This window comes from Streptomyces sp. NPDC001617, assembly GCF_053596855.1.
The window spans coordinates 72930-95360 of the sequence record NZ_JBSFHA010000008.1 but is presented as its reverse complement, the minus strand read 5'-3'; the positions used below and the strand labels follow the sequence as shown (position 1 = coordinate 95360).

The following is a 22431-nucleotide window of genomic DNA, read 5'->3' as shown; positions in this document are numbered from 1 at the left end:
GGCCGTGATCACCGCGTCGCCGTGATCACCGGGTCAGGGGATCACGACCACCTTCACGCCGATCGTCGCGAACTCCCACATCGCGGCGCCGTCCGCGCGGGACTCGCGGATGCCGCCGGTGCGCACCTCGATGTCGTCCGTGGACTTCGCCCTGCCCACCGCCGCGCTGAAGCCGATGGCCACGTCGTCCACGGCCGTGAAGCGGACGACGTGCTCGATGGGGGTGCCGTCGGTGCCGGTGACCGAGTTGGCGCGGGAGGTGACCGGGTAGGTGCCGGGGACCGGGTCGAGGCTGCCGGGCGTGACCGTGAACGTACGGGTGACCCTGTTGTGCGCGTCAACCAGCCACACCCGGTCGACGTCCAGCGCGTACACGACCCGTTTACCCGAACCGGACACACCGGGCAGCGCCGCGGGGCCCTTCGTGTCGCGGGACGCCTTCGAGGCGGCGGCCGTCGAGGAGGCGCTCGCCTGTGGCCTGCCCAGGCCGACCGGAACCGCCGCCGAGGCCTGGTAGGCGAGGACGCCGACCGTCGCGAGGGCCGCCGTGGTGAGCCCGAACACGAACCCCGAGCTGCCGTTCGCCACCGTCGCCCACCTGACCCATCGCCTCGTACGTCGTGCTTCCCGGCGACCGTAGCAGTCCCCACGCGCCCCACCCGGACGGCAATGCCGTGCCCCAAACCGCCGTACGCTGTTTGCGTGCTCTTGCTCGCTCTGGATACCGCCACCCCCGCCGTCACCGTCGCCCTGCACGACGGCACGGACGTCATCGCCTCGTCCAGCCAGGTGGACGCGCGCCGGCACGGGGAGCTGCTGCTGCCTGCCGTGGACCGCGTCCTCGCCGAGGCGGGCCTCAAGCTGGACGCCGTCACCGGCATCGTCGTCGGCATCGGCCCCGGCCCCTACACCGGGCTGCGCGTCGGCCTGATGACCGCCGACACCTTCGGGCTCGCCCTGGGCGTCCCGGTGCACGGTGTGTGCACGCTGGACGGGCTGGCGTACGCGGCCGACATCCGGAAGGGCCCCTTCGTGGTGGCGACCGACGCCCGGCGCAAGGAGGTCTACTGGGCGCGGTACGCGGACTCGCGGACCCGGCTGACCGACCCGGCGGTCGACCGCCCCGTCGACATCGCCGACCGGGTCGCCGGGCTGCCGGCCGTCGGTGCGGGCGCGCTCCTGTACCCGGACACCTTCCCGGAGGCACACGAGCCGGAGCATGTGTCGGCGGCGGCGCTGGCCTCCCTGGCCGCCGAGCGGCTCGCCGCCGGCGAGGAGCTCCCCGCCCCCCGGCCGCTCTACCTGCGCCGGCCCGACGCCCAGGTCCCCAAGAACTACAAGGTGGTCACCCCCAAGTGACCGACGCCGTGACTGCTCGACTGCGCGAGATGCGCTGGTGGGACATCGATCCCGTGCTGGAGCTGGAGAAGGACCTCTTCCCCGAGGACACCTGGTCCCGGGGCATGTTCTGGTCCGAGCTGGCGCATGCGCGCGGCCCCGAGGCGACGCGACGGTACGTCGTCGCCGAGGAGGGCGACCGGCTCGTGGGGTACGCGGGCCTCGCCGCCTCCGGGACCGCCTCCGGGACCGCCTCCGGGACCGCCTCCGGGACCGCATCCGACAGCGGCTTCGCCGCGGTCGCCGACATCCAGACCATCGCCGTCGCCCGCGACCACTGGGGCACCGGCCTCGGCGGTGTGCTCCTGACCGAACTCCTCCGGGCCGCCACCGACTTCGAGTGCGCCGAAGTGATGCTGGAGTGCCGGATCGACAACCTCCGCGCCCAGAAGCTCTACGAGCGCTTCGGCTTCGAGAGCATCGGCTTCAGACGCGGCTACTACCAGCCGGGCAACGTGGACGCCCTGGTGATGCGACTGACCGACCCATCCACATCCGTACAAGGAACCGGGATCCATGGCTGACGAACCTCTCGTCCTCGGCATCGAGACCTCCTGCGACGAGACCGGCGTCGGCATCGTCCGCGGGACCACCCTGCTGGCGGACGCGATCGCGTCCAGCGTCGACGAGCACGCGCGCTTCGGCGGAGTCGTGCCCGAGGTGGCGAGCCGCGCCCACCTGGAGGCGATGGTCCCGACGATCGACCGCGCGCTGAAGGAGGCGGGGGTGAGCGCCCGCGACCTGGACGGCATCGCGGTCACCGCCGGTCCCGGCCTCGCCGGCGCCCTGCTGGTCGGCGTCTCGGCGGCGAAGGCGTACGCCTACGCGCTGGGCAAGCCGCTGTACGGCGTCAACCACCTCGCCTCGCACATCTGCGTGGACCAGCTGGAGCACGGGGCCCTGCCCGAGCCGACGATGGCGCTGCTGGTGTCCGGCGGCCACTCGTCCCTGCTGCTGTCGACGGACATCACCTCGGATGTACGACCGCTCGGCTCGACCATCGACGACGCGGCCGGCGAGGCCTTCGACAAGATCGCCCGCGTGCTGAACCTCGGCTTCCCGGGGGGCCCGGTCATCGACCGCTATGCGCGCGAGGGCGACCCCACGGCCATCGCGTTCCCGCGGGGTCTGACGGGGCCGCGCGATCCGGCGTACGACTTCTCCTTCTCCGGTCTGAAGACGGCGGTCGCCCGCTGGATCGAGGCCAAGCGGGCGGCGGGGGAGGAGGTGCCGGTGCGTGACGTGTCGGCCTCCTTCCAGGAGGCGGTCGTGGACGTCCTGACCCGGAAGGCCGTACGGGCCTGCAAGGACGAGGGCGTCGACCACCTGATGATCGGCGGTGGTGTGGCCGCCAACTCGCGGCTGCGGGCCCTCGCCCAGGAGCGGTGCGAGAAGGCGGGGATCCAACTCCGGGTGCCGCGGCCGAAGTTGTGCACGGACAACGGGGCGATGGTGGCGGCACTGGGCGCGGAGATGGTGGCCCGGGGCCGGGCCGCCTCCAGCTGGGACCTGTCGGCGGACTCCTCGCTGCCGGTGACCGACCCGCACGTACCCGGACGCGACCACGTCCACGAGGTCGGCACGGGGAACCTCTACTCGTGACCGTCGCGTTGATGTGGGAGGCGCGGGCGGTCGAGGGGCGGGGAGCCGAACTGCTCGCCTGGGCACGGGCGCAGAAGCTGCCGTCGCAGCCACTGCGCCGGGAGACCTTCCGCGCCCCACAGGACCGCGTCCTCGTCATCACCTGGTGGGACGCGGCCTACGACGCCGAGCTGCCCGAACTCCCGGAACCTGCCGGGGAGTTGGTGACCCGCGCGGTGCACCGGTGGCGGTTCGAGCCGGTGGCGTCCGACTGATGGCCCACCGTCTTCCGTGGCGGGCGGTTGCGGATGCTCTTCCGGGGAGGAGCCCTCAGTGGGCGCCGGGCACCGGCCGGGCGGGGGAGTAGGAGAGCCTCCATGGTTCGTCGGGGTCCGGGGCCAGCCACAGGCGCCGGCCGCTCACCCGCTCCCAGCCGGCGCCCGCCACCGCCCCGCCGAGCCAGTCCAGCCCCACGGCCAGGAGGACCGCGACGATTCCGGTGTCCCTGATGACGAACACGCACAGGGCCGGCAGCAGCAACAGGCCGAGCATGCGGGGGGCGAAGGCGGCGCGGTGACCATGCCGGTCGGTGTCCGGCAGAGAGGTCGCGTCCTCGAACTCCCGCAGCCGGCCGACCCACTTGAGCCGGGACGCCCTGAGCACCGTCGACAGGACGAGGAAGCCGAGCGCGCAGGTGATCAGCACCGCGACGGCTTCGCCCCGCACCGGCGAACTCTGGCCCGTGCCGACCGCCGCCGCCCAGCCGACGGCGACGCCGGCGAGTATCAGCGCCGCGGCCCACAGCTCGTGATGCACGTACCGGACCATCGTCCCCCCACATCCGAGGTCCGGGGTCACCCCGCCCTCGACACCTCCGTCTCGCACAGCAGCCGCCGGTCGGTGCCGAGCACCCGGACCGGGCCGGTGAGACTCAGCCGTGCCGTGTGCCGGACCTCCGCGCTGGATGCCGACAACCGTAGTTCCAGCGCGCCCGGTTCGACCACCCTCACTTGTGAGCGGTCCGTGAAGGCCGACAGGTCGGCATGGAAGTGGAAGGTGACGCGGGAGGCCTCTCCCGGCTCCAACTCCAGCCGCCGGTAACCGATCAGCCGTACGTCCGGCCGGGTCACCGAGGCCACCGGGTCGTGCAGATACAGCTGGACGACCTCCGCGCCCGCGCGGTCGCCGGTGTTGCGGACGGTGACAGCGATGTCGTACGAGCCGTCCGTGCCGATCTCGGCCCCCGCCGCATCCGACTCCCAGGTGAAGGTCGTGTAGGTGCGGCCGTGGCCGAAGGCGTACAGCGGGGTGGGGTCGAGGTTGCTCACCTCGCCCGCGAGGCCCAGAGGGGGCTGGAGGTAGGTCCACGGCTGGCCGCCGGGTACTCGGGGGACGCTCACCGGCAGGCGGCCCGACGGGTTCACGCGGCCCGACAGCACGCCCGCCACCGCCGGGCCGCCTTCCTCCCCCGGGAAGAAGGCCTGGACGACGGCGCCCAGGCGACCGTGCCAGCGGCCCAGCGCGTACGGGCGGCCGGTGAGCAGGACCAGGATCACCGGGACGCCCGTCGACACGAGGGTGTCCAGCAAGTCGGCCTGTACGCCCGGCAGTCGGAGATCCGTGACGTCGCAGCCCTCGCCCGACGTGCCGCGCCCGAACAGGCCCGCCCGGTCGCCCAGCACCGCCACGCACACGTCCGCCTCCGACGCCCGCGCCACCGCCTCCTCGAAGCCGGACGTGTCGGGGTCGTCGACTCCGCAGCCGTCCGCGAACGTCACCTTGGCGTCGGGCAGTTCGGTGCGCAGGGCCTCCAGGACCGTCGGGATCTCGATGCCCATCGGGACCTCGGGGTGGTGCGTGAGGACGTGGGACGGGAAGGAGTAGCAGCCGAGCATGGCGAGGGCGTCGGCGGCGCGGGGGCCGACGACCGCGACACGGGTGTCGGGGGCCAGGGGGAGGAGCCCGTCCGGGTTGTCCAGGAGGACCACCGACTCCTCGGCGAGGCGGCGGGCGATCGCGCGGTTCGACGCCGAGTCGAGGTTGATCGGGGCGGTCGGCTCGGGGCTCCATCCCTCGTCCAACAGCCCCAACTCGCACTTCTGGAGCAGGACTCGGCGGGTCGCCCGGTCGATCAGGGACTCGGGGATCCGGCCCGCTCGTACGGCCTCGATCAGCGGTTTGCCGTAGCACTTCAGGGTGGGCAGCTCGACGTCCAGGCCCGCCGCGAGCGCCGCGTGGGCCGCCTCCGCCTCGGTGCCGGCCACCCGGTGCTGGCTCTGCAGGAATCCGACGCCGAAGTAGTCGGCGACCACCGTGCCGGTGAACCCCCATTGCTCGCGCAGGAGTTCGGTCAGCAGGCCCGGGTCCGCCGAGGCCGGGACGCCGTCCGTGTCCGTGTACGCGGCCATCACCGAGCGCGCCCCGGCCTCGCGCAGCGCCATCTCGAACGGCGGCAGGGTGATGTCCGCGAACTCACGGACACCGGCCCGCACGGGCGCGAGGTTGCGGGCGCCGGCCGAGGACGCGTACCCGGCGAAGTGCTTGAGCGTGGAGACGATCCCGGCCGACTCCAGGCCCCGGACATACGCGGTGGCGACCGTGCCGACCAGGTACGGGTCCTCGCCGACGGTCTCCTCGACCCGGCCCCAGCGCGGATCGCGTACGACGTCCAGGACGGGAGCGAGGCCCTGGTGGACGCCGACCGAGCGCAGGTCGCGGCCGATGGCGGCCGCCATCTCCTCGACCAGCGCGGGATCGAAGCTCGCGCCCCAGGCGAGCGGCACCGGGTAGGCGGTGGCCTGCCAGGTGGTGAAGCCGGCCAGGCACTCCTCGTGCGCCAGCGCCGGGATGCCGAAACGGCCCGCCGCGGCGATTCGGCGCTGGGCGCGGGCCAGCGCCTGCGCGCCCAGCGCCGGGTCCACGGGGGCGGTGCCGAAGGGGCGGGTGAGCTGGCCGAGGCCGTGGGTGATCAGCTCGTCCCAGTCGTCATCGGCCGTCATCTCCGACTGCAGAGGGGCGACTCCGTCGCCGTCCGTGGCGGCGCCCACCCACACGCCGTACAGCTGGGCGGTCTTCTCCTCGAGGGTCATCCGGGAGAGGAGGTCGTCGACGCGGGCGGTGGCGGGCAGGGCGGGGTCACGCCAGGGAGCGGTGGTCATGAAACTCCTGCTCTTGTCGAGTGCTCTTTCCAGTGCTCTTTCCAGTTCTCTGGCCGAGTTGGGGCGAGCCCTCTCGCGAATGTTTCGATATTTACCTCGAATGTTCCGGGAACCTAGGGCGGTGAGAAAGGTTCGTCAAGAGGTCGTGCAGGGATACGATCGCCGCCATGACACCCCCGGAGCCCCTGGAAACCCGGACGACAACCCCGACGACAGGCCGGTCGGCGCAGACCGCGACCCTCGCCGAGATCGCCCGCGAGGCCGGCGTGTCCGCGCCGACTGTTTCGAAGGTCCTGAATGGACGTGCGGACGTGGCGCCGGCGACGCGCAGCCGCGTGGAGGAGCTGCTGCGTGCGCACGGCTATCGGCGCCGACGCGCCGAGGCCAGCCGTTCGCCCCTGATCGACCTGGTCTTCCACGAACTGGAGAGCGCGTGGGCGATGGAGGTCATCCGGGGTGTGGAGAACGTGGCGCGGGACGCCGGGCTGAGCGTGGTGCTGAGCGAGAGCGCCGGGCGGCTGACGCCGGGGCGGACCTGGGCCGACCAGGTCGCCGCCCGTCGCCCGCACGGCGTGATCCTCGTCCTGTCCGGCCTCGACGAGTCCCAGCGGGCGCTGCTGACCAGCCGTTCCATCCCGTTCGTGGTCATGGACCCGGCGGGCGACCCGGGCGTCGACGTCCCGTCCATCGGCGCGACCAACTGGCAGGGCGGGCTCGCCGCCACCCGGCACCTGATCGAACTCGGCCACACCCGCATCGGTGCCATAACGGGTCCGACCCGCATGATGTGCAGCCGCGCCCGCGTCGACGGATACCGTGCCGCGCTCGAAACCGCCGGCCTCCCGGTCGACCCGGCCCTCATCGTCACCGGCGACTTCCACCACGAGGCCGGTTACCGCCAGGGCCTGGAGCTGCTGCGCCGCCCGGACCGGCCCACCGCCGTCTTCGCCCTCAACGACCTTCAGGCGCTGGGCCTCTACGAGGCCGCGCGCGAGCTGGGTCTGCGCATCCCGGAGGACCTGAGCGTGGTCGGCTTCGACGATCTGCCGGTCGCCCCGTGGGTGGGGCCGCCGCTGACGACCGTACGGCAGCCGCTGACGGAGATGGCCGAGGCGGCGGCCAAGCTGGTGCTGGACCTGGGGCGGGAGGACCAACCTCCGGTGGCCACGCGGGTGGAGCTGGCGACCAGTCTGGTGGTCAGGGCGAGTACGGCAGCGCCGTCCGCGTGACGCGGGTGGCCGGAAGTTGACGTATTGACGGGTGGGGTGAGCCGCTCCACACTCCTCCGAAGCCAATCGGTTGTACGACCGAAACTTTCGGAGGCACCCGCCATGAGATCTCTGAGAACCGGCTTGTCCCTGGCAGCACTTGTCACCGGTGCGGCGATGCTGTTCACGGCGCCCGCGGCGCATGCCGCCGACACCCCGCTCCGCGACCTCGCCGCCGCCAAGGGCAAGGTCATCGGTACGGCGGTCACCGGCTCCAAGCTCACCGGGACATACGGCGACATCGCGGGGGCGCAGTTCAACTCGCTCACCCCCGGCAACGCCATGAAGTGGGGCACGGTCGAGCCGACCCAGGGGACCTTCAACTGGACCGAGGCCGACCAGATCGTCGCCTTCGCGCAGGCCCACAACCAGCAGGTGCGCGGCCACACCCTGGTCTGGCACAGCCAGAACCCGAGCTGGCTGACGAACGGCAGCTGGACGGCCGCCCAGCTCAGCAGCCTGCTCCAGAACCACATCACCACCGAGGTCGGCCGCTACAAAGGGAAGATCACCGCCTGGGACGTGGTCAACGAGCCCTTCAACGAGGACGGCACCTACCGCTCCACCCTCTGGTACAACGGCCTCGGCGCGGACTACATCGCCAGCGCCCTGACCTGGGCCCACGCGGCCGACCCGGCGGCGAAGCTGTACATCAACGACTACAACGTGGAGGGCGTCAACGCGAAGTCCACGGCCCTCTACAACCTGGTCAAGGACCTCAAGAGCCGAGGCGTCCCGATCGACGGGGTCGGCCTCCAGGCCCATCTGATCCTCGGCCAGGTGCCGTCGACGTTGCAGCAGAACATCCAGCGCTTCGCCGACCTGGGCGTGGACGTCGCGATCACCGAGCTGGACGTGCGGATGGCGCTGCCGTCCGACAGCACGAAGCTCGCCCAGCAGGCCGCCGACTACAAGTCGGTCGTCGCCGCCTGCGTGGCCGTGACCCGCTGTGCCGGCGTCACCGTCTGGGGCTTCACCGACTCCGACTCCTGGGTGCCGAGCACCTTCCCGGGGTACGGGGCGGCGACGCCGTACGACGAGAACTACGCGCCGAAACCGGCGTACTCCGCGATCGCGGAGGCCCTCGGCGGTACGACGACCACGCCGCCGCCCTCCACGGGCGCGTGCTCGGCGTCGTACAGCGTGCAGAGCCAGTGGAACACCGGGTTCACGGGTCAGGTGACGATCAGTTGTTCCGGCGCCTCCCTGTCCTCCTGGAAGGCGAACTGGACGTTCGGCGCGGGCCAGCAGGTCACGCAGGCCTGGAACGCGACGTGCACGCAGAGCGGGGCGGCGGTCAGCTGCGCCAACGCCTCCTACAACGGCTCGGTGCCGGACGGGTCCTCGGTGACCTTCGGGTTCAACGGGTCGTGGAGCGGGAGCAATCCGGTACCGACGGTGACACTGGGCTGATCGTCGACTGAGAAGCATGAGATTCTCCGAAGAAACGGGCCTCTCGCGGTCTCCGCTAACAATCTCCTAATAATTCACACTTACGTTCCTGCCCGTGACGGGACATGAGTCGGGACAAGCGGAGAGCGGTGACGCGGCCAGACCCAAGGGCCGGCGGTCGACCGTACTGAAGATCGCCGGCCTCACCATGGCGGGCCTGTTGGTGCTGGGCGTGGGAGCGGCGGGCTTCGCGTACTGGCACCTCGACCACAACATCAAGAGCGTCGACATCAACCAGGCGCTGGGTGACGACCGCCCGGCGAAGGCGGTGACCACCCCGTCGGCGAGCGCATCGGCCTCCGCGTCCCCGCTCCCCACCGGCTCCCTGAACATCCTCGTCCTGGGGTCGGACTCGCGCAGCGGCAAGGCGAACCAGGCGCTCGGCGGGGGCAGCAGTTCGGGGGCCCGGTCCGACACGGCGATGGTCGTGCACATCGACGCGGGCCGTAAGAAGGCGACGATCGTGAGCATCCCGCGGGACACGCTGGTCACGCGGCCGTCGTGCCCGCTGAAGTCGGGGGGCTCCACAGCGGTGGCGTACAACTCGATGTTCAACAGCGCGTATTCGGTGGGCGGCCCGGTCTGTGCCGTGAAGACCGTCGAGTCGATCACCGGCGTCCGCATGGATCACTACCTCGAGATCGACTTCTCGGGCTTCGCGAAGCTGGTGAACGCGCTGGGCGGGGTCACCGTGACCACGACGGAGGACATCGACGACAACGACAGCCACCTCCACCTGACGGCCGGCACGCACCACCTGAACGGCAAGCAGGCCCTGGCCCTCGCCCGGACCCGGCACGGCATAGGCGACGGCAGTGACCTGGGCCGTATAGGCCTGCAACAGAAGCTGGTGAAGGCCCTGTTGGAGCAGATCGCCTCGACGAGCCTGCTGACGAGCCCCGCCAAGCTCTATGAGGTCGCCGACGCGGTGACGGGCAGCCTGACGACGGACACGGGGCTGGACTCGCTGAGCGAGCTGGTGGAGTTGGGGGAGAGCCTCAAGGGTCTGTCGTCGGACAGCGTGAAGACGGTGATGATGCCGGTCGTGACGGCACCGTCGGACGCCAACCGGGTGGTGGCGAAGGAGCCGGCGGCGAACAAGCTCTGGGAGTCGTTGGGCTGAGGTCGGCTACAACCCGAGGGACGGGCGACGAGTCTTGAGTGGTGTCACCGTAACTAGGGGGTATCCCGGTGTTTTCCCTGTCTTTGCCCCGCCGGTGGGCCGTACCGATCGTCGCGGGCCTGGTCGCGCTCGGGGTCGCCCCGCCACAGGACCTCACCCGAGCCGAGGCCGCGACCCGTGTGCCCGTCCGTTTCGACTTCAACGGCGACGGTTACGCGGACCTCGCGATCGGCGCTCCGGGAGGCACCGTCGCCGGACACGCCAAGGCCGGGTACGTGACGGTCATGTACGGCGGCCCGCACGGCCTGTCCACCGGCCGACGGACCGTCATCTCCCGTTCCACGAGCGGCATTCCGGGCAGCGCCGCCACCGGTGAGGGCTTCGGCGCCCAGCTCTCCCGCGGGGACCTCGACGGCGACGGCCATGCCGACCTGGTGATCGGCAACCGCGCGGGCAAGACCGACGCGGTGATCGTCTGGGGCGGCCCGAAGGGCCTGTCGGGTGCGGGGGCGAGGCCGGTTCCCGCCACCAACACCCAGACCGGCGACTTCAACGGCGACGGCAGGCTGGACCTGACCCTCTTCCGCACCCAGCCCGCGGTCGGCGACGACCCGGAGGGCAGCACGGCATCGGTCTGGAACGGCCCCTTCACCCGCTCCGGCAGGCACGGCACGGAGACCTCCCTCGACGCCGACCACCTCACGTACTACGACGTCCGGGACGGTGCGACGGGTGACGTCGACGGCGACGGCCGCGACGAGCTGGTGCTGAGCATCTACGAGGGCGACGGTGCGTACGGCACCCGCCTGTACACGGGCTCCTCCTCCGGCCTGACCCCCGCCCCCACCCCCGACGCCGTCCCGGACACCGACGGCGGCATCGTCGTCGCCGACCTCGACGGCGACGGCCACGACGACATCGCCGTCGGCGCGGCTTTGGACGCGTCGGTCACGGTGGCCTATGGCTCGGCCTCCGGTGTCGGCCCGCGCGACACCTGGAAGACGTACAGCGAGGACACGCCGGGCGTGCCGGGGGCGCGCGACGACGTCGACGGCTTCGGCGCGTCCCTCTCCGCGGGCGACATCAACGGCGACGGCATCGCCGACCTGGCCGTCGGCGTCCCCGGCAAGGAACTCGGCTACGACGACAACGCGGGCACCGTCGACCTCCTGTACGGCACCGGGTCCGGCCTGACCGGCCACGGCGCCCAGTCCTTCACCCAGAACACCAAGGGCGTCCCGGGCACGGCCGAACTGAGCGACGACTTCGGTTCGGCGGTCGAGCTGCTCGACATCAACGGCAACGGCTACGCCGACCTCGCGGCCGCGGCCGTGGGGGAGGACGGAGGCAAGGGCGCGGTGTGGTCGCTGCGCGCCCGCCCGACGGGGATCGTGACGGACGCGGCACTGCTGTTCGGGCCGAAGGCGATCGGGGCGCCGTACGCGAAGGCCGCGTTCGGGTTCGAGGTCAACTAGCTCTGGGAACGATGCGGTTGTGCTTCTAGGGCCGTTACGACGCTCCAGGCGACGGGTGGTGCGCGGCACCGCCCTCGCCGTGATCGCCGCGTTCTCCCTCGGCTGCGCCGTCTGGCTGGCGGTGGACCCGCCCGTGGCCGGCCAACTGGGCACCGTGGTCGGCCTTTTCGGCGGCCTGATCTCCACCCTCATGTCCATCGCCGACTTCCGCCCGGAGCCGCCCCGCCCCGACCCCGCGGACCTCGCCGACGACCTCGCGCTCCGGCTGCGCGAACAGTGGCTGGAGGAGGCGGAGGCACGGCAGTTGCGGGACCCGAAGGTGCTGCCGCTGGCGTGGCGGACGACGGACCGGGAGGTCGCCGACGAACTGGGAGCGGTGGGGGCCCGGGTGCTCCGCGCCCGCCTGGACGGGCGACTCGAAGGCCGCTTCGACGACGTGATCGCCGGCCTCGCCGAGGGCTGGGCCCAGGTCCCCGGACACCGCCTGGTAGCCATCGGCGAACCCGGCTCGGGCAAGACGGTACTGGCGATGCTCCTCACACTGGGCCTGCTGGGCGCACGCGAACAGGGCGCCCCCGTACCGGTGTTGCTGCCGGTCTCCTCCTGGGACCCGGTGCGCGAACGCCTCGACGACTGGATCGTGCGCAGCCTCGCGCAGCCGTACTACAACGGCCGCGCCGACATCCCCCGTACCCTCCTCACCCACGGCCTCCTCCTCCCCGTCCTGGACGGCCTCGACGAGATCCCCGAGTCCGCGCGCCGCAGCGCGATCCGGGGCATCAACCACGCGATCGGCGGCGAGCGGCCGATCGTGGTGACGTGCCGGGCGGTCGAGTACGAGGAGCTGATCCGCGGCGGTGCTCCGACCCTGCGGCGGGCGGCGGTGGTGGAGATCTCGCCGGTGCCGCCGGAGGACGTCATCGGGTACCTGGGCGAGGTGGACTGGCGGGCGGACGCCGACTGGCGGCCCGTCTTCACCCGCCTGCGATCCGACCGGGACGGGCCGCTGGCGCGGGCGCTCTCCACTCCGTTGATGGTCACGTCGGCGCGGCTGGTGTACGAGCGGGGCGGAGGAGATCCGGCCGAACTGCTGGACGGGGAGCGGTTCGACTCGGCGTACGCGGTGGAGGACCACCTGATCCATGGGCTGGTGGACGCGGCGTACGCGCCGGATCCGGATGCGCCGGAGGGGGTGGTGGGGCGGGACCGGTGGAGTGCCGGGCAGGCTCGGCGGTGGCTGACGTTTCTCGCCACGTATCTGCATGACCATCGGGAGCGCGACCTGGCTTGGTGGTTGCTGAGCGGGCGGTTGTTGTCGCGGTGGGCGGGGCCGGTCACGGGGCTGGGGATCGGGGCCGCGCTGGCCGTGGCGGGCGTCATGTGGATGACGGCGACCGAGAGCATCGCACCGGAGACCCGGGACGTGACCGTCGGCATCGTGTGGGTCGTCGGCTGTGTCTTCGCCCTGTTCAACTCCCTTGTCTGGTACGCCTCCGAGGCCAGGCCGCCCGGACGGCTCGCCTGGTCGGTGCGCGGGTCGGCGGGCCGGCTGCTGCGCGGGTTCCGCGGTGGGGCCGCGGTGGCGCTGGCCGGCGTCAGCCCACTGGTGCTGGCCTTCGCGGTCATCCGCGTCATCCGTGATCCGGGCGGCCGGGGAACGCCCCGAGCCGTCGAGCTGTACGTCGAGGCCGTGACCACTTCGGCCGCACTCGCGGTGGTCGTGGGCCTGGCCCTGGCCGCACACAACTGGCTGGACGCGCCGCCGTCCCGGGCGACCCACGTCAGTCCGCTCAACTCGCTGAGCCAGGACCGCCGTTCGTCTCTGCTCAGTGCCCTGGTGGCGGGCCTTGTGGTGGCCTCGACGGGGCTGCTGGGCTGGTACGCCGGGACGCTGTCGGGAGACGTCCTGCTGCGGGTGCTGACCAACTGGGCGGGCTGGCCGGGCCGCCCCGACGTCGGGACACTCGCCGCGGACCGCTGGCACACGGTCAGCCATGTCTTCGGCGACGCGAACATGCTCCTGGGGGTCGCCATGCTGCTCCCCGGCGTGTTCATCGCCCTGCTCGTGCTGATGGGCCGCGCCTGGCCCCGCTTCGTCGTCGCCCGCTGCTATCTCGCCGTCCGCGGCAGGCTGCCCTGGCGTCTGATGGCGTTCCTGGCGGATGCCCGCCACCGGGAGCTGTTGCGGCAGGCCGGCGGGGTCTACCAGTTCCGGCACATCCGACTGCAGGAGACGCTGGCCGGCGAACCGACGTTCGAGGAGAGCGCGCGAGCGCGGGAGGAGGCCGCACGGCATGCGAGGGTGCGACGGCGGACGGTGCTGGCGGCGGGCGCGGGTGTGCTGGTCGCCGGGACGGCGTGGGTGATCGGCGAACGCCGGGACGAGAGCGTGGCCAGGTTGGCCCTGCCGGGCAGGGAGCTGGTGGTGTCGCTGGCGATGCGGCCCAGGGCGGGACGGCAGGTCTACTTCGCCTTCGATGACGGCTCGGTGCGGCGGTGGAGCGGGGACACCGCGGACCACTCGACGGAGCTCGTCAGTCCGGTCCTCGCCAAATGGACCGGCAACGGGGCGCCGGCCCTCGCCTTTTCGGCGAACGGCCGGTTCCTGCTGACGGCGCCGTACGGCGCCGGGGGACCGGAGGTCCAGGATGTGCGAGGCGGGCGGCCGCGACCCGTCAGGCGCTCCGCCGGAGACGCCACCGCGGCCTCGCACATCGCCGTCCACGGCGATCTCCTGGCCTGGCACAACGGCTCGACCGTCGTTGTGTGGAGACTGTCGGCGAACGGCAGGTGCACGTGGGTGGCGACGAGGGGTTTCGTCGAAGTCTCGTCCGGCCAGGGGAACGACAACGCGTTCGTGGACCTGGGTTTCCTCTCCGACGGCAGCCTGCTCGTCATGGGCGACAGCGGCGGCCTGTGGCGGTTCAGCGCGCCCTCGTACGCCGAGGGAGTGCCCAGCCCGCCGTACACGAGGCTGTGGCGGGCGAACGTCGCCTCGGCGTACCCCGACGACACCTCGGACGGCATCGTCCAGCTCGCCGTGGGCCGCGACGACTCCCTCGCCCTGTTCGGACCGGGCGGCGGCGAGTTGTGGCAGGGCGACGGCACCGGCTGGTCCTCCGCCTCCGTCGACCTCGGCGCGACAGCGGTCACCGGCGCCTTCCACCCGACGCTCGCCCTCCTCGCCGTGGCCGACCGCTACGGCGGCGACGTCCAGCTCTGGCACACCGACGACCCCCGCAAGGCCCGCAAGCTCACCGGCCACGCCGAACCCGTACAGGCCCTCGACTTCAGCGCCGACGGCAACTGGCTCGCCACCGGCTCCGCCGACGGCACGGTCCGCATCTGGGACGTCCGGAACCCGTAGCCCCGTACCGCCTCCCCGTACCCCCGAAAAAATCTCGGAAGAATTTCCGCGAGCGTGTCGATCCCCCCGCCCCCCGATCGACGCACAGGGTGAGAGGCCGGAAAAGCCCCGGCCCCGAACCGACCCGAGGAGCCCCGATGCCCCGCTACCTTTCCCTCGTCCAGATCGACGAGTCCACCATGCCCGCCGAAGGCCCCAGCCCCGAGCTGATGCAGCGCATGGGCGAGCTGATCGAGGAGGTCACCAAGGCCGGCGTCATGCTCGACACCGCCGGCCTCACCCCGTCCGCGCAGGGCACCCGTGTCCACTGGAAGGGCGGCGAGATCTCCGTGACCGACGGCCCCTTCACCGAGTCGAAGGAGGTCGTCGGCGGCTACGCGATCATGCAGTGCAAGGACCGGGCCGAGGCCCTGGAGTGGGCCAAGAAGTTCCTGAAGGTGCACGAGGACTACTGGACCGTCACCTGTGAGGTCCGGGAGATCGCGGAGGGCTGAGCCTCCTGGTTCCTTGGCCGTACGGCGGTACGGGTGTCGAATGGAGGGCTGTGAGCTCACAGCCCTCCCACGACGGCGCCGACAACACCGCTGCCGATGCCGACCCCCGCCGCACCGTCGAAACCGTCTACCGCCTCGAATCCCCCCGCATCATCGCCGCCCTCACCCGCATCGTCCGCGACATCGGCATCGCCGAGGAGCTCGCCCAGGACGCCCTCGTCGCCGCCCTCGAGCAGTGGCCCCGCGACGGCCTCCCCGACAATCCGGGCGCCTGGCTCATGGCCACCGCCCGTCACCGTGCCGTCGACCTGATCCGCCGCCGGGACAACTACGCACGCAAGCTCCAGGAGATCGGCCGCACCCTCGACACCACCGCGCCCCCCGAGGAGCCCGCCGACCCCGACGACATCGACGACGACCTCCTCCGCCTCGTCTTCACCGCCTGCCATCCGGTCCTGTCCCCCGAGGCGCGTATCGCCCTCACCCTCCGCCTCCTCGGCGGCCTGACGACGACGGAGATCGCCCGCGCCTTCCTCACCCCCGAACCGACGGTCGCCCAGCGCATCGTCCGCGCGAAGCGGACGCTGGCCACCGAGAACGTCGCCTTCGAGGTGCCGTACGGCCCCGAGCGCCAGGCTCGTCTCGGCTCCGTCCTCGACGTCATCTACCTCATCTTCAACGAGGGGTACGCCGCCACCGCGGGCGACGACTGGCTGCGCCCGTCCCTCTGCGAGGACGCCCTGCGCCTGGCCCGCGTCCTGTCCTCCCTCATGCCCAAGGAGCCCGAGGTCCACGGTCTGACCTCGCTCCTGGAGTTCCAGGCCTCCCGTTCCGCGGCCCGCACCGGCCCGAACGGCGAACCCGTCCTCCTCAAGGACCAGAACCGCCGCCGCTGGAACCGCATGCTCATCGCCCGCGGCATCACCGCCCTCCACCGCGCCGACGCCACGGCCACCGGCGCCCCGGGCCCGTACGCCCTCCAGGCCGCCATCGCCGCCTGCCATGCGCACGCGTACACCTACGAGGAGACGGACTGGGCCGGCATCGCCGCCCTGTACGGACTGCTCGCGGCCCGGGCCCCGTCCCCGGTCGTCGAACTCAACCGTGCGGTGGCCGTGTCGATGGCGGAGGGACCGGCCGAGGGGCTGGCCATCGTCGACGCCCTTGCCTCCGAACCGGCCTTGCACGACTACCACTTGCTCCCTAGCGTCCGCGGCGACCTGCTCGCGCGCCTCGGGCGTACGGCGGAGGCGCGCGAGGAGTTCGCGCGGGCGGCGGGGCTGGCACGGAACGAGCGGGAGCGGGAACTGCTGCTGCGCCGGGCGGCCGAGGGGGTGCAGCGCGCTGCTGGACATCAAGGGCCGCGTCGCACGGGCAGGGCTGCTGGAACTCGTCGGGCGAGATGACCACTGGTTCTCGAGCGCCGCGACGTGGCCACCGCCTGTCCGGGCACGGCAGGCGGTCAGGGGGTGGCGACACCCATGACGACCGGCTGCCCTGGCAGGCTCGCCGGTGGACGTACACGTGTCCGTGGCGGCATCCGCCACACTGGCGTCACGGGCCACGCCGGCCGGACTCGGGGTCGTTCGGACCGCGATCCTGGACGGTGCTGTCGCTCCAGACCGGACGGTGTCCGGGCAGGTCGCCGCACGGCTCGGCGCCGTGTGGTCGGGGTTGTCGCTCATGACGCCGCCTCCACCGTCGGCCGCCGCGCCCGCGTCCGCGTCCTTCGCGACCACACGGTCGTGCCGCTGCCCTGACCGCTACACCGGGCGCCCGATCAGCATGGAGGGCGCCCCCGCGACCCGTGTCAGGAAAACCGTCGCCGAGTTGCGGCCAACAGGCTTCACCTTCTTGCGCAACTCCTCCGGCTCCACCGCCGACCCCCGCTTCTTCACGGTCAGGATCCCGACCTCCCGCTCTCGCAGCAGTGCCTTCAGCTTCTTGACGTTGAAGGGGAGTTGGTCGCTGATCTCATAGGCGGTGGCATACGGCGACTCGTGCCGCTCGTCCGAGGTGACATAGGCGATGGTGGCGTCGATCAGGCCGCCGCCCACTTCCCCGGCGACCTCGGCGACCAGATGGGCGCGGATGACGGCACCGTCAGGCTCGTACAAGTACCGTCCGACGGAACGGACTTGGGGGTCTGGCAGCCCGCGAGAGAGCAGCGTGCGCGGTCCGGGCAGCAGCGTGGCGCGCACCGCCCCCGCCTCCGCTCCCGTCCCGAACCACAGCACCGCCTCCTTCACGTCCCCGCCGTCCGAGATCCACTCGGCCTCGGCGTCGTCCGGCACGGCCTCGTGCGGGATGCCGGGCGCGACCTTGAGGGCGGCGGCGCGGGACGCCTTGCGGGCGGCCTCCACGGCCCAGGAGAGGGGCGGCGAGTAGGCCTCCGGGTCGAAGATGCGGCCGCGTCCGCCGCGCCGGGCGGGGTCCACGAACACGGCGTCGTAGCCGGCCGTGTCCACCTCCATGACATCGGCCTCACGGACCTCGATGAGGTCGCCGAGCCCCAGCGCCTCGGCGTTCGCGCGCGCCGCGGCCACCGTCACCGGATCGCGGTCGACGGCGAGGACCCGGATTCCCGCCCGGGCCAGCGCGATGGCGTCACCACCGATCCCGCAGCACAGGTCGGCGAGGGAGGTCACACCCAGGGAACTCAGCCGCCGGGCCCGATACGAGGCGACACTCGCCCGCGTCGACTGCTCGACCCCGTTGGGCGTGAAGAACATCCGCCCGGCGTCCTCCGCCCCGAACTTCGCCTCCGCACGCTGCCGCAGCCGGGCCTGGCCGAGGGCCGCCGAGACCAGTTCGGCGGGGTGCTCGCGGCGCAGCCGGGTCGCGACGGCGAGTTCGTCGGCGGGGGCCGTGCCGCGGACCTCGTCGAGGAGGGCGCGGCCTTCGGGGGTGAGGAGGGGGGCGAGGTCGTTCACCGGGTCATTGTGGGCCAGGCGGGGGACGGTGCGCCTGTCGCCGAGGTGTTGTACGAGGGGCGGGGACGGGGTCTGCGAGGATCCGGCACCATGCGAGCAGTAGGACAAAATGACAAAAACGGGGTGTCCTGGAGGCTGCGGGTGCGCGGCGGGATCGCCGTGCTCGCCGTCGCCGCCGTGACCTCCGGTTGTGCCCAGGGTCCGGACCGCGAGGTGCCCCCGGCGCAGGGCCAGCAGCCCCTCAAGGCGGCCCCGGCCCGCGCCCTGCGGTCGTACGCGACGAAGCTGCGCGCGACGTACCTGGCCCGCGCGGCGGCGGCGAAACGCTGGGGTCTGAAGCAGGTGCCACTGATGGCGCCCGCGCCCCCGGCGCACAAGCCGAGGATCGGGGCACGCAGGGGCTTCGAGGTCGACGACCAGGAGGAGCTGAACCTCCCGCCGGTCTTCACCACCGTCCCGACCAGGCAGAAGGTCGTCTTTCTCACCATCGACGACGGCATCGAGAAGGACCCGGCGTTCCTGCGGATGATGAGCCAGCTGAAGATCCCGTACACCGCCTTCCTCAGTAATTTCCTGATCAAGGACGACTACGCCTACTTCCGCAGGATGCAGTCCCAGGGCGTCACCCTCAACAACCACACCCTCACCCATCCCTACCTGCCGGGGCTCTCGTACGAGCAGCAGAAGCGCGAGATCTGCGGCATGCAGGTGATCATGAAGAAGCAGTTCGGCAGGCGTCCGACCGTCTTCCGTCCGCCCTTCGGCAACTACAACCAGGACACGCTCCGCGCCGCCAGGTCCTGCGGCATCAAGTACGCGCCGATCTGGGACGAGGAGGTCTTCGTCGACCACTGGGAGTACCGCGAGGGCGACCAGGACCTGCACCCCGGCGACATCGTGCTCACCCACTTCCGCGGCCGGGGCGAGTGGAAGGGCACGATGGTCGACGACATGCGCCGGTTCCTGAACAGGGTCACGGCCGAGGGGTACGCGGTGGCCCGCCTGGAGGACTACCTGTGAGGCGCGGGGGCCTCCCGGCCGGTGCCCTGGCGCTGGCCGTGCTCCTCACCGGCTGCGCCCAGTCCGTCGACCCCATCGAACGGCTGGGCATGAAGGCGGCGCAGCGGGTGCACCCGTACGACCCGAGGGGCACGGCACGGCCGCCGTACCGTCGTTGGGGCCTTGCGGCCCCGTTGGCCCCCGCGCCGAGACCGAGGCGGGTGCCGGGCCTGGGGGACGCTTCGGCCCACCCGGGCACGATCCCGGTGATCTCCCGGGTCCCCACCCACGACAAGGTGGTCTTCCTGACCTACGACGACGGAGCCGAGCGGGACCCCCGCTTCGTCGACATGGTCCGCGAACTCCGGCTCCCGGTCAGCATGTTCCTCACCAACAGCGTGGTCGGACCGGGCTACGGCCACTTCGCGCGCCTGCAGTCGGTGGGCGCGACGATCCAGAACCACACCCTCGACCACTCCGCCCTGCGCGGCCTGCCCTACGCCGGCCAGCGCGCCGAGATCTGCGGCCAGCAGGAGAAGCTCCACGCCCGCTTCGGCATCCGCCCCCGCCTCTTCCGCCCGCCGTACGGCGCGTACGACAGGACGACACTGCGCGCCGCCACCGACTGCGGCGTCTCGGCGCTGGTCCTGTGGCGCGCGTCGATGGAGGCCGGCGAGCCGACGTTCACGACGGGGGAGCGACACCTGCGGGCGGGGGACATCGTCTCGGTGGCGTCGGGCGAGTCGACGGAACCGACCCTGATCGATCGAACCCGGCGCCTGCTGAGAGAGGCGGAGGGGCGGGGGCTGACGGTGGGGCGGCTGGAGGACTACCTCTGAGCCCGGAGAACCGTGCCTGATCCCGGTCTGTTCGGTACCGACGCGCCGCGGGGATTAGCAGTCCGCTTGACCGAGTGCTAATCGCAGTCATAGTCTCGGCTCTGGCACTCCCCACTGGAGAGTGCCAACTACGCGACGGGCAGGTCCGGCACCCGCGACGACGGATCCACCTGGTCGCCACCTCAGACAGTTAACCCCGTGAGATCTCCGAAGGGGGAGGTCGGATCGTGACGACCACCAGCTCCAAGGTTGCCATCAAGCCGCTCGAGGACCGCATCGTGGTCCAGCCGCTCGACGCCGAGCAGACCACCGCCTCTGGCCTGGTCATCCCGGACACCGCCAAGGAGAAGCCCCAGGAGGGCGTCGTCCTGGCCGTGGGCCCGGGCCGCTTCGAGAACGGCGAGCGCCTGCCGCTCGACGTCAAGACCGGCGACATCGTGCTGTACAGCAAGTACGGCGGCACCGAGGTGAAGTACAACGGCGAGGAGTACCTCGTCCTCTCGGCTCGCGACGTGCTCGCGATCATCGAGAAGTAATTCACCTCGAGCATTTACTGCTTGTGAGCTGCGCCCCGGGTTCCCGCGACCTTATGAAGCCGGGCGTCCGGGGCGCAGTTCGTTTCACTCACGTTTTCCGAGAGGGCTGAACCGCTCCCATGGCGAAGATCCTGAAGTTCGACGAGGACGCCCGTCGCGCCCTCGAGCGCGGCGTCAACAAGCTGGCCGACACGGTCAAGGTGACGATCGGCCCCAAGGGCCGCAACGTCGTCATCGACAAGAAGTTCGGCGCGCCCACCATCACCAACGACGGCGTCACCATCGCCCGTGAGGTGGAGGTCGAGGACCCGTTCGAGAACCTCGGCGCCCAGCTGGTGAAGGAGGTGGCGACCAAGACCAACGACATCGCGGGTGACGGCACCACCACCGCCACCGTGCTCGCCCAGGCGCTGGTGCGCGAGGGCCTGAAGAACGTCGCCGCGGGTGCCTCCCCGGCGCTGCTGAAGAAGGGCATCGACGCGGCCGTGGCCGCGGTCTCCGAGGAGCTCCTCGCGACCGCCCGCCCGATCGACGAGAAGTCCGACATCGCCGCCGTGGCCGGCCTGTCCGCGCAGGACAGCCAGGTCGGCGAGCTCATCGCCGAGGCGATGGACAAGGTCGGCAAGGACGGTGTCATCACCGTCGAGGAGTCCAACACCTTCGGTCTGGAGCTGGACTTCACCGAGGGCATGGCCTTCGACAAGGGCTACCTGTCCCCGTACTTCGTCACCGACCAGGAGCGTATGGAGGCCGTCCTCGACGACCCGTACATCCTGATCAACCAGGGCAAGATCGGCTCGATCGCCGACCTGCTGCCGCTCCTCGAGAAGGTCATCCAGGCCGGCGCCTCCAAGCCGCTGCTGATCATCGCCGAGGACGTCGAGGGCGAGGCCCTCTCCACCCTGGTCGTCAACAAGATCCGCGGCACCTTCAACGCGGTCGCGGTCAAGGCCCCCGGCTTCGGCGACCGCCGCAAGGCGATGCTGCAGGACATGGCGGTCCTCACCGGCGCCACGGTCATCTCCGAGGAGGTCGGCCTCAAGCTCGACCAGGTCGGTCTGGACGTGCTGGGCTCCGCCCGCCGCGTGACGATCACCAAGGACGACACGACCATCGTCGACGGCGCCGGCAACTCCGAGGACGTCGTGGGCCGCGTCGCCCAGATCAAGGCCGAGATCGAGAACACCGACTCCGACTGGGACCGCGAGAAGCTCCAGGAGCGCCTCGCGAAGCTGGCCGGCGGCGTGTGCGTGATCAAGGTCGGCGCCGCCACCGAGGTGGAGCTGAAGGAGAAGAAGCACCGTCTGGAGGACGCCATCTCCGCGACCCGCGCCGCGGTCGAGGAGGGCATCGTCTCCGGTGGTGGCTCCGCGCTCGTCCACGCCGTGAAGGTCCTGGACGACAACCTCGGCCGCACCGGCGACGAGGCCACCGGTGTCGCCGTGGTCCGCAAGGCCGCCGTCGAGCCGCTGCGCTGGATCGCCGAGAACGCCGGTCTGGAGGGCTACGTCATCACCTCCAAGGTCGCCGAGCTCGACAAGGGCCAGGGCTTCAACGCCGCCACCGGCGAGTACGGCGACCTGGTCAAGGCCGGCGTCATCGACCCGGTGAAGGTCACCCGCTCCGCGCTGGAGAACGCCGCCTCCATCGCCTCCCTCCTGCTCACGACCGAGACCCTGGTCGTCGAGAAGAAGGAAGAGGAGGAGCCGGCCGCCGCCGGTCACGGCCACGGGCACTCCCACTGACGTACGAGGTCGGTAAGGCGTAGAGAGGCCCGGCACCCTGCAGACAAGGGGTGCCGGGCCTCG

The 22431-nt window shown here is 71.6% G+C and carries 19 protein-coding genes; 15 read left to right on the top strand and 4 right to left on the bottom strand.

Going from position 1 to position 22431, the window contains the following annotated elements; genetic code table 11:
• Window positions 1-33 precede the first annotated feature (33 nt).
• On the bottom strand, window positions 34-588 hold the full coding sequence (locus ACWC09_RS09085) for a hypothetical protein (protein WP_450849889.1): 555 nt from the start codon (window positions 586-588) through the stop codon (window positions 34-36).
• Between the two features lie 114 nt (window positions 589-702).
• Between ACWC09_RS09085 and tsaB the strand changes: the two genes are divergently transcribed.
• From tsaB to ACWC09_RS09065, 4 genes are read left to right on the top strand one after another with little or no spacing between them, the layout of a single operon-like run.
• On the top strand, window positions 703-1359 hold the full coding sequence (gene tsaB, locus ACWC09_RS09080; protein ID WP_450849888.1) for a tRNA (adenosine(37)-N6)-threonylcarbamoyltransferase complex dimerization subunit type 1 TsaB: 657 nt from the start codon (window positions 703-705) through the stop codon (window positions 1357-1359).
• Window positions 1360-1388: 29 nt separating this feature from the next.
• Window positions 1389-1922, top strand: coding sequence for a GNAT family N-acetyltransferase (locus tag ACWC09_RS09075; RefSeq protein WP_450849956.1), 534 nt, complete (start codon window positions 1389-1391; stop codon window positions 1920-1922).
• On the top strand, window positions 1915-3000 hold the full coding sequence (gene tsaD, locus ACWC09_RS09070; RefSeq protein WP_450849887.1) for a tRNA (adenosine(37)-N6)-threonylcarbamoyltransferase complex transferase subunit TsaD: 1086 nt from the start codon (window positions 1915-1917) through the stop codon (window positions 2998-3000). Before ACWC09_RS09075 ends, tsaD begins: the two co-directional genes overlap by 8 nt.
• Window positions 2997-3254: a hypothetical protein gene (locus ACWC09_RS09065; protein WP_450849886.1), complete on the top strand. Its 258-nt coding sequence runs from the start codon at window positions 2997-2999 to the stop codon at window positions 3252-3254. The genes tsaD and ACWC09_RS09065 overlap by 4 nt, the downstream gene beginning before the upstream one ends.
• 55 nt (window positions 3255-3309) lie before the next feature.
• On the opposite strand, the gene ACWC09_RS09060 is transcribed toward ACWC09_RS09065, so the two are convergent.
• Window positions 3310-3795 (bottom strand): hypothetical protein, encoded by a 486-nt coding sequence (locus ACWC09_RS09060; protein WP_450849885.1) that lies wholly within the window; start codon window positions 3793-3795, stop codon window positions 3310-3312.
• A 38-nt stretch (window positions 3796-3833) separates the two neighbouring features.
• Window positions 3834-6137 carry a beta-xylosidase/alpha-l-arabinosidase gene (locus tag ACWC09_RS09055; RefSeq protein WP_450849884.1) on the bottom strand — a complete coding sequence of 768 codons (2304 nt, stop codon included), beginning with the start codon at window positions 6135-6137 and terminating at the stop codon, window positions 3834-3836.
• Between the two features lie 167 nt (window positions 6138-6304).
• Here ACWC09_RS09055 and ACWC09_RS09050 point away from each other — a divergent pair, with 167 nt between their 5' ends.
• The 7 genes from ACWC09_RS09050 to ACWC09_RS09020 all read left to right on the top strand — a co-directional run bounded on the left by ACWC09_RS09050 (window position 6305) and on the right by ACWC09_RS09020 (window position 16722).
• Complete coding sequence (locus tag ACWC09_RS09050) at window positions 6305-7366, top strand: LacI family DNA-binding transcriptional regulator (RefSeq protein ID WP_450849883.1); 1062 nt, start codon at window positions 6305-6307, stop codon at window positions 7364-7366.
• 102 nt (window positions 7367-7468) lie between these two features.
• The gene (locus ACWC09_RS09045; RefSeq protein WP_450849882.1) at window positions 7469-8818 is read left to right on the top strand and encodes an endo-1,4-beta-xylanase; all 1350 of its coding nucleotides are present in this window, start codon (window positions 7469-7471) and stop codon (window positions 8816-8818) included.
• A 187-nt stretch (window positions 8819-9005) separates the two neighbouring features.
• A complete protein-coding gene (locus ACWC09_RS09040) occupies window positions 9006-9980 on the top strand; it encodes an LCP family protein (RefSeq protein ID WP_450849955.1) in 975 nt (324 codons plus the stop codon).
• A gap of 68 nt (window positions 9981-10048) precedes the next feature.
• Window positions 10049-11455 (top strand): FG-GAP-like repeat-containing protein, encoded by a 1407-nt coding sequence (locus tag ACWC09_RS09035; RefSeq protein WP_450849881.1) that lies wholly within the window; start codon window positions 10049-10051, stop codon window positions 11453-11455.
• A gap of 58 nt (window positions 11456-11513) precedes the next feature.
• A complete protein-coding gene (locus tag ACWC09_RS09030; RefSeq protein WP_450849880.1) occupies window positions 11514-14822 on the top strand; it encodes an NACHT domain-containing protein in 3309 nt (1102 codons plus the stop codon).
• A 137-nt stretch (window positions 14823-14959) separates the two neighbouring features.
• Window positions 14960-15316: a YciI family protein gene (locus ACWC09_RS09025; protein ID WP_450849879.1), complete on the top strand. Its 357-nt coding sequence runs from the start codon at window positions 14960-14962 to the stop codon at window positions 15314-15316.
• 50 nt (window positions 15317-15366) lie between these two features.
• The gene (locus ACWC09_RS09020) at window positions 15367-16722 is read left to right on the top strand and encodes an RNA polymerase sigma factor (RefSeq protein WP_450849878.1); all 1356 of its coding nucleotides are present in this window, start codon (window positions 15367-15369) and stop codon (window positions 16720-16722) included.
• Window positions 16723-17079: 357 nt separating this feature from the next.
• Here the strand turns inward: ACWC09_RS09020 and ACWC09_RS09015 are convergent, their stop codons facing one another.
• The gene (locus tag ACWC09_RS09015) at window positions 17080-18249 is read right to left on the bottom strand and encodes a THUMP-like domain-containing protein (protein WP_450849877.1); all 1170 of its coding nucleotides are present in this window, start codon (window positions 18247-18249) and stop codon (window positions 17080-17082) included.
• A 90-nt stretch (window positions 18250-18339) separates the two neighbouring features.
• Between ACWC09_RS09015 and ACWC09_RS09010 the strand changes: the two genes are divergently transcribed.
• From ACWC09_RS09010 to groL, 4 genes are all read left to right on the top strand, one after another.
• Window positions 18340-19269 carry a polysaccharide deacetylase family protein gene (locus ACWC09_RS09010; RefSeq protein ID WP_450849876.1) on the top strand — a complete coding sequence of 310 codons (930 nt, stop codon included), beginning with the start codon at window positions 18340-18342 and terminating at the stop codon, window positions 19267-19269.
• Window positions 19266-20087 (top strand): polysaccharide deacetylase family protein, encoded by an 822-nt coding sequence (locus ACWC09_RS09005; protein ID WP_450849875.1) that lies wholly within the window; start codon window positions 19266-19268, stop codon window positions 20085-20087. Before ACWC09_RS09010 ends, ACWC09_RS09005 begins: the two co-directional genes overlap by 4 nt.
• A gap of 227 nt (window positions 20088-20314) precedes the next feature.
• Entirely contained in the window at window positions 20315-20623 is a 309-nt protein-coding gene (gene groES / locus ACWC09_RS09000; protein WP_003998759.1) for a co-chaperone GroES, read from the top strand.
• A gap of 119 nt (window positions 20624-20742) precedes the next feature.
• Window positions 20743-22368, top strand: a complete 1626-nt coding sequence (gene groL, locus ACWC09_RS08995) for a chaperonin GroEL (protein WP_450849874.1) — start codon at window positions 20743-20745, stop codon at window positions 22366-22368.
• The last annotated feature ends 63 nt before the right edge of the window (window positions 22369-22431 follow it).

Bases quoted from the DNA above. Each gene is read 5' to 3' on its own strand.
- ACWC09_RS09075 (WP_450849956.1), top strand. From the start codon at position 1,389: ATGCGCTGGTGGGACATCGATCCCGTGCTGGAGCTGGAGAAGGACCTC.
- ACWC09_RS09045 (WP_450849882.1), top strand. From the start codon at position 7,469: ATGAGATCTCTGAGAACCGGCTTGTCCCTGGCAGCACTTGTCACCGGT.
- ACWC09_RS09025 (WP_450849879.1), top strand. From the start codon at position 14,960: ATGCCCCGCTACCTTTCCCTCGTCCAGATCGACGAGTCCACCATGCCC.
- groL (WP_450849874.1), top strand. From the start codon at position 20,743: ATGGCGAAGATCCTGAAGTTCGACGAGGACGCCCGTCGCGCCCTCGAG.
- ACWC09_RS09055 (WP_450849884.1), bottom strand. From the start codon at position 6,137: ATGACCACCGCTCCCTGGCGTGACCCCGCCCTGCCCGCCACCGCCCGC.
- tsaD (WP_450849887.1), top strand. From the start codon at position 1,915: ATGGCTGACGAACCTCTCGTCCTCGGCATCGAGACCTCCTGCGACGAG.
- ACWC09_RS09050 (WP_450849883.1), top strand. From the start codon at position 6,305: ATGACACCCCCGGAGCCCCTGGAAACCCGGACGACAACCCCGACGACA.
- ACWC09_RS09040 (WP_450849955.1), top strand. From the start codon at position 9,006: ATGGCGGGCCTGTTGGTGCTGGGCGTGGGAGCGGCGGGCTTCGCGTAC.
- ACWC09_RS09010 (WP_450849876.1), top strand. From the start codon at position 18,340: ATGCGAGCAGTAGGACAAAATGACAAAAACGGGGTGTCCTGGAGGCTG.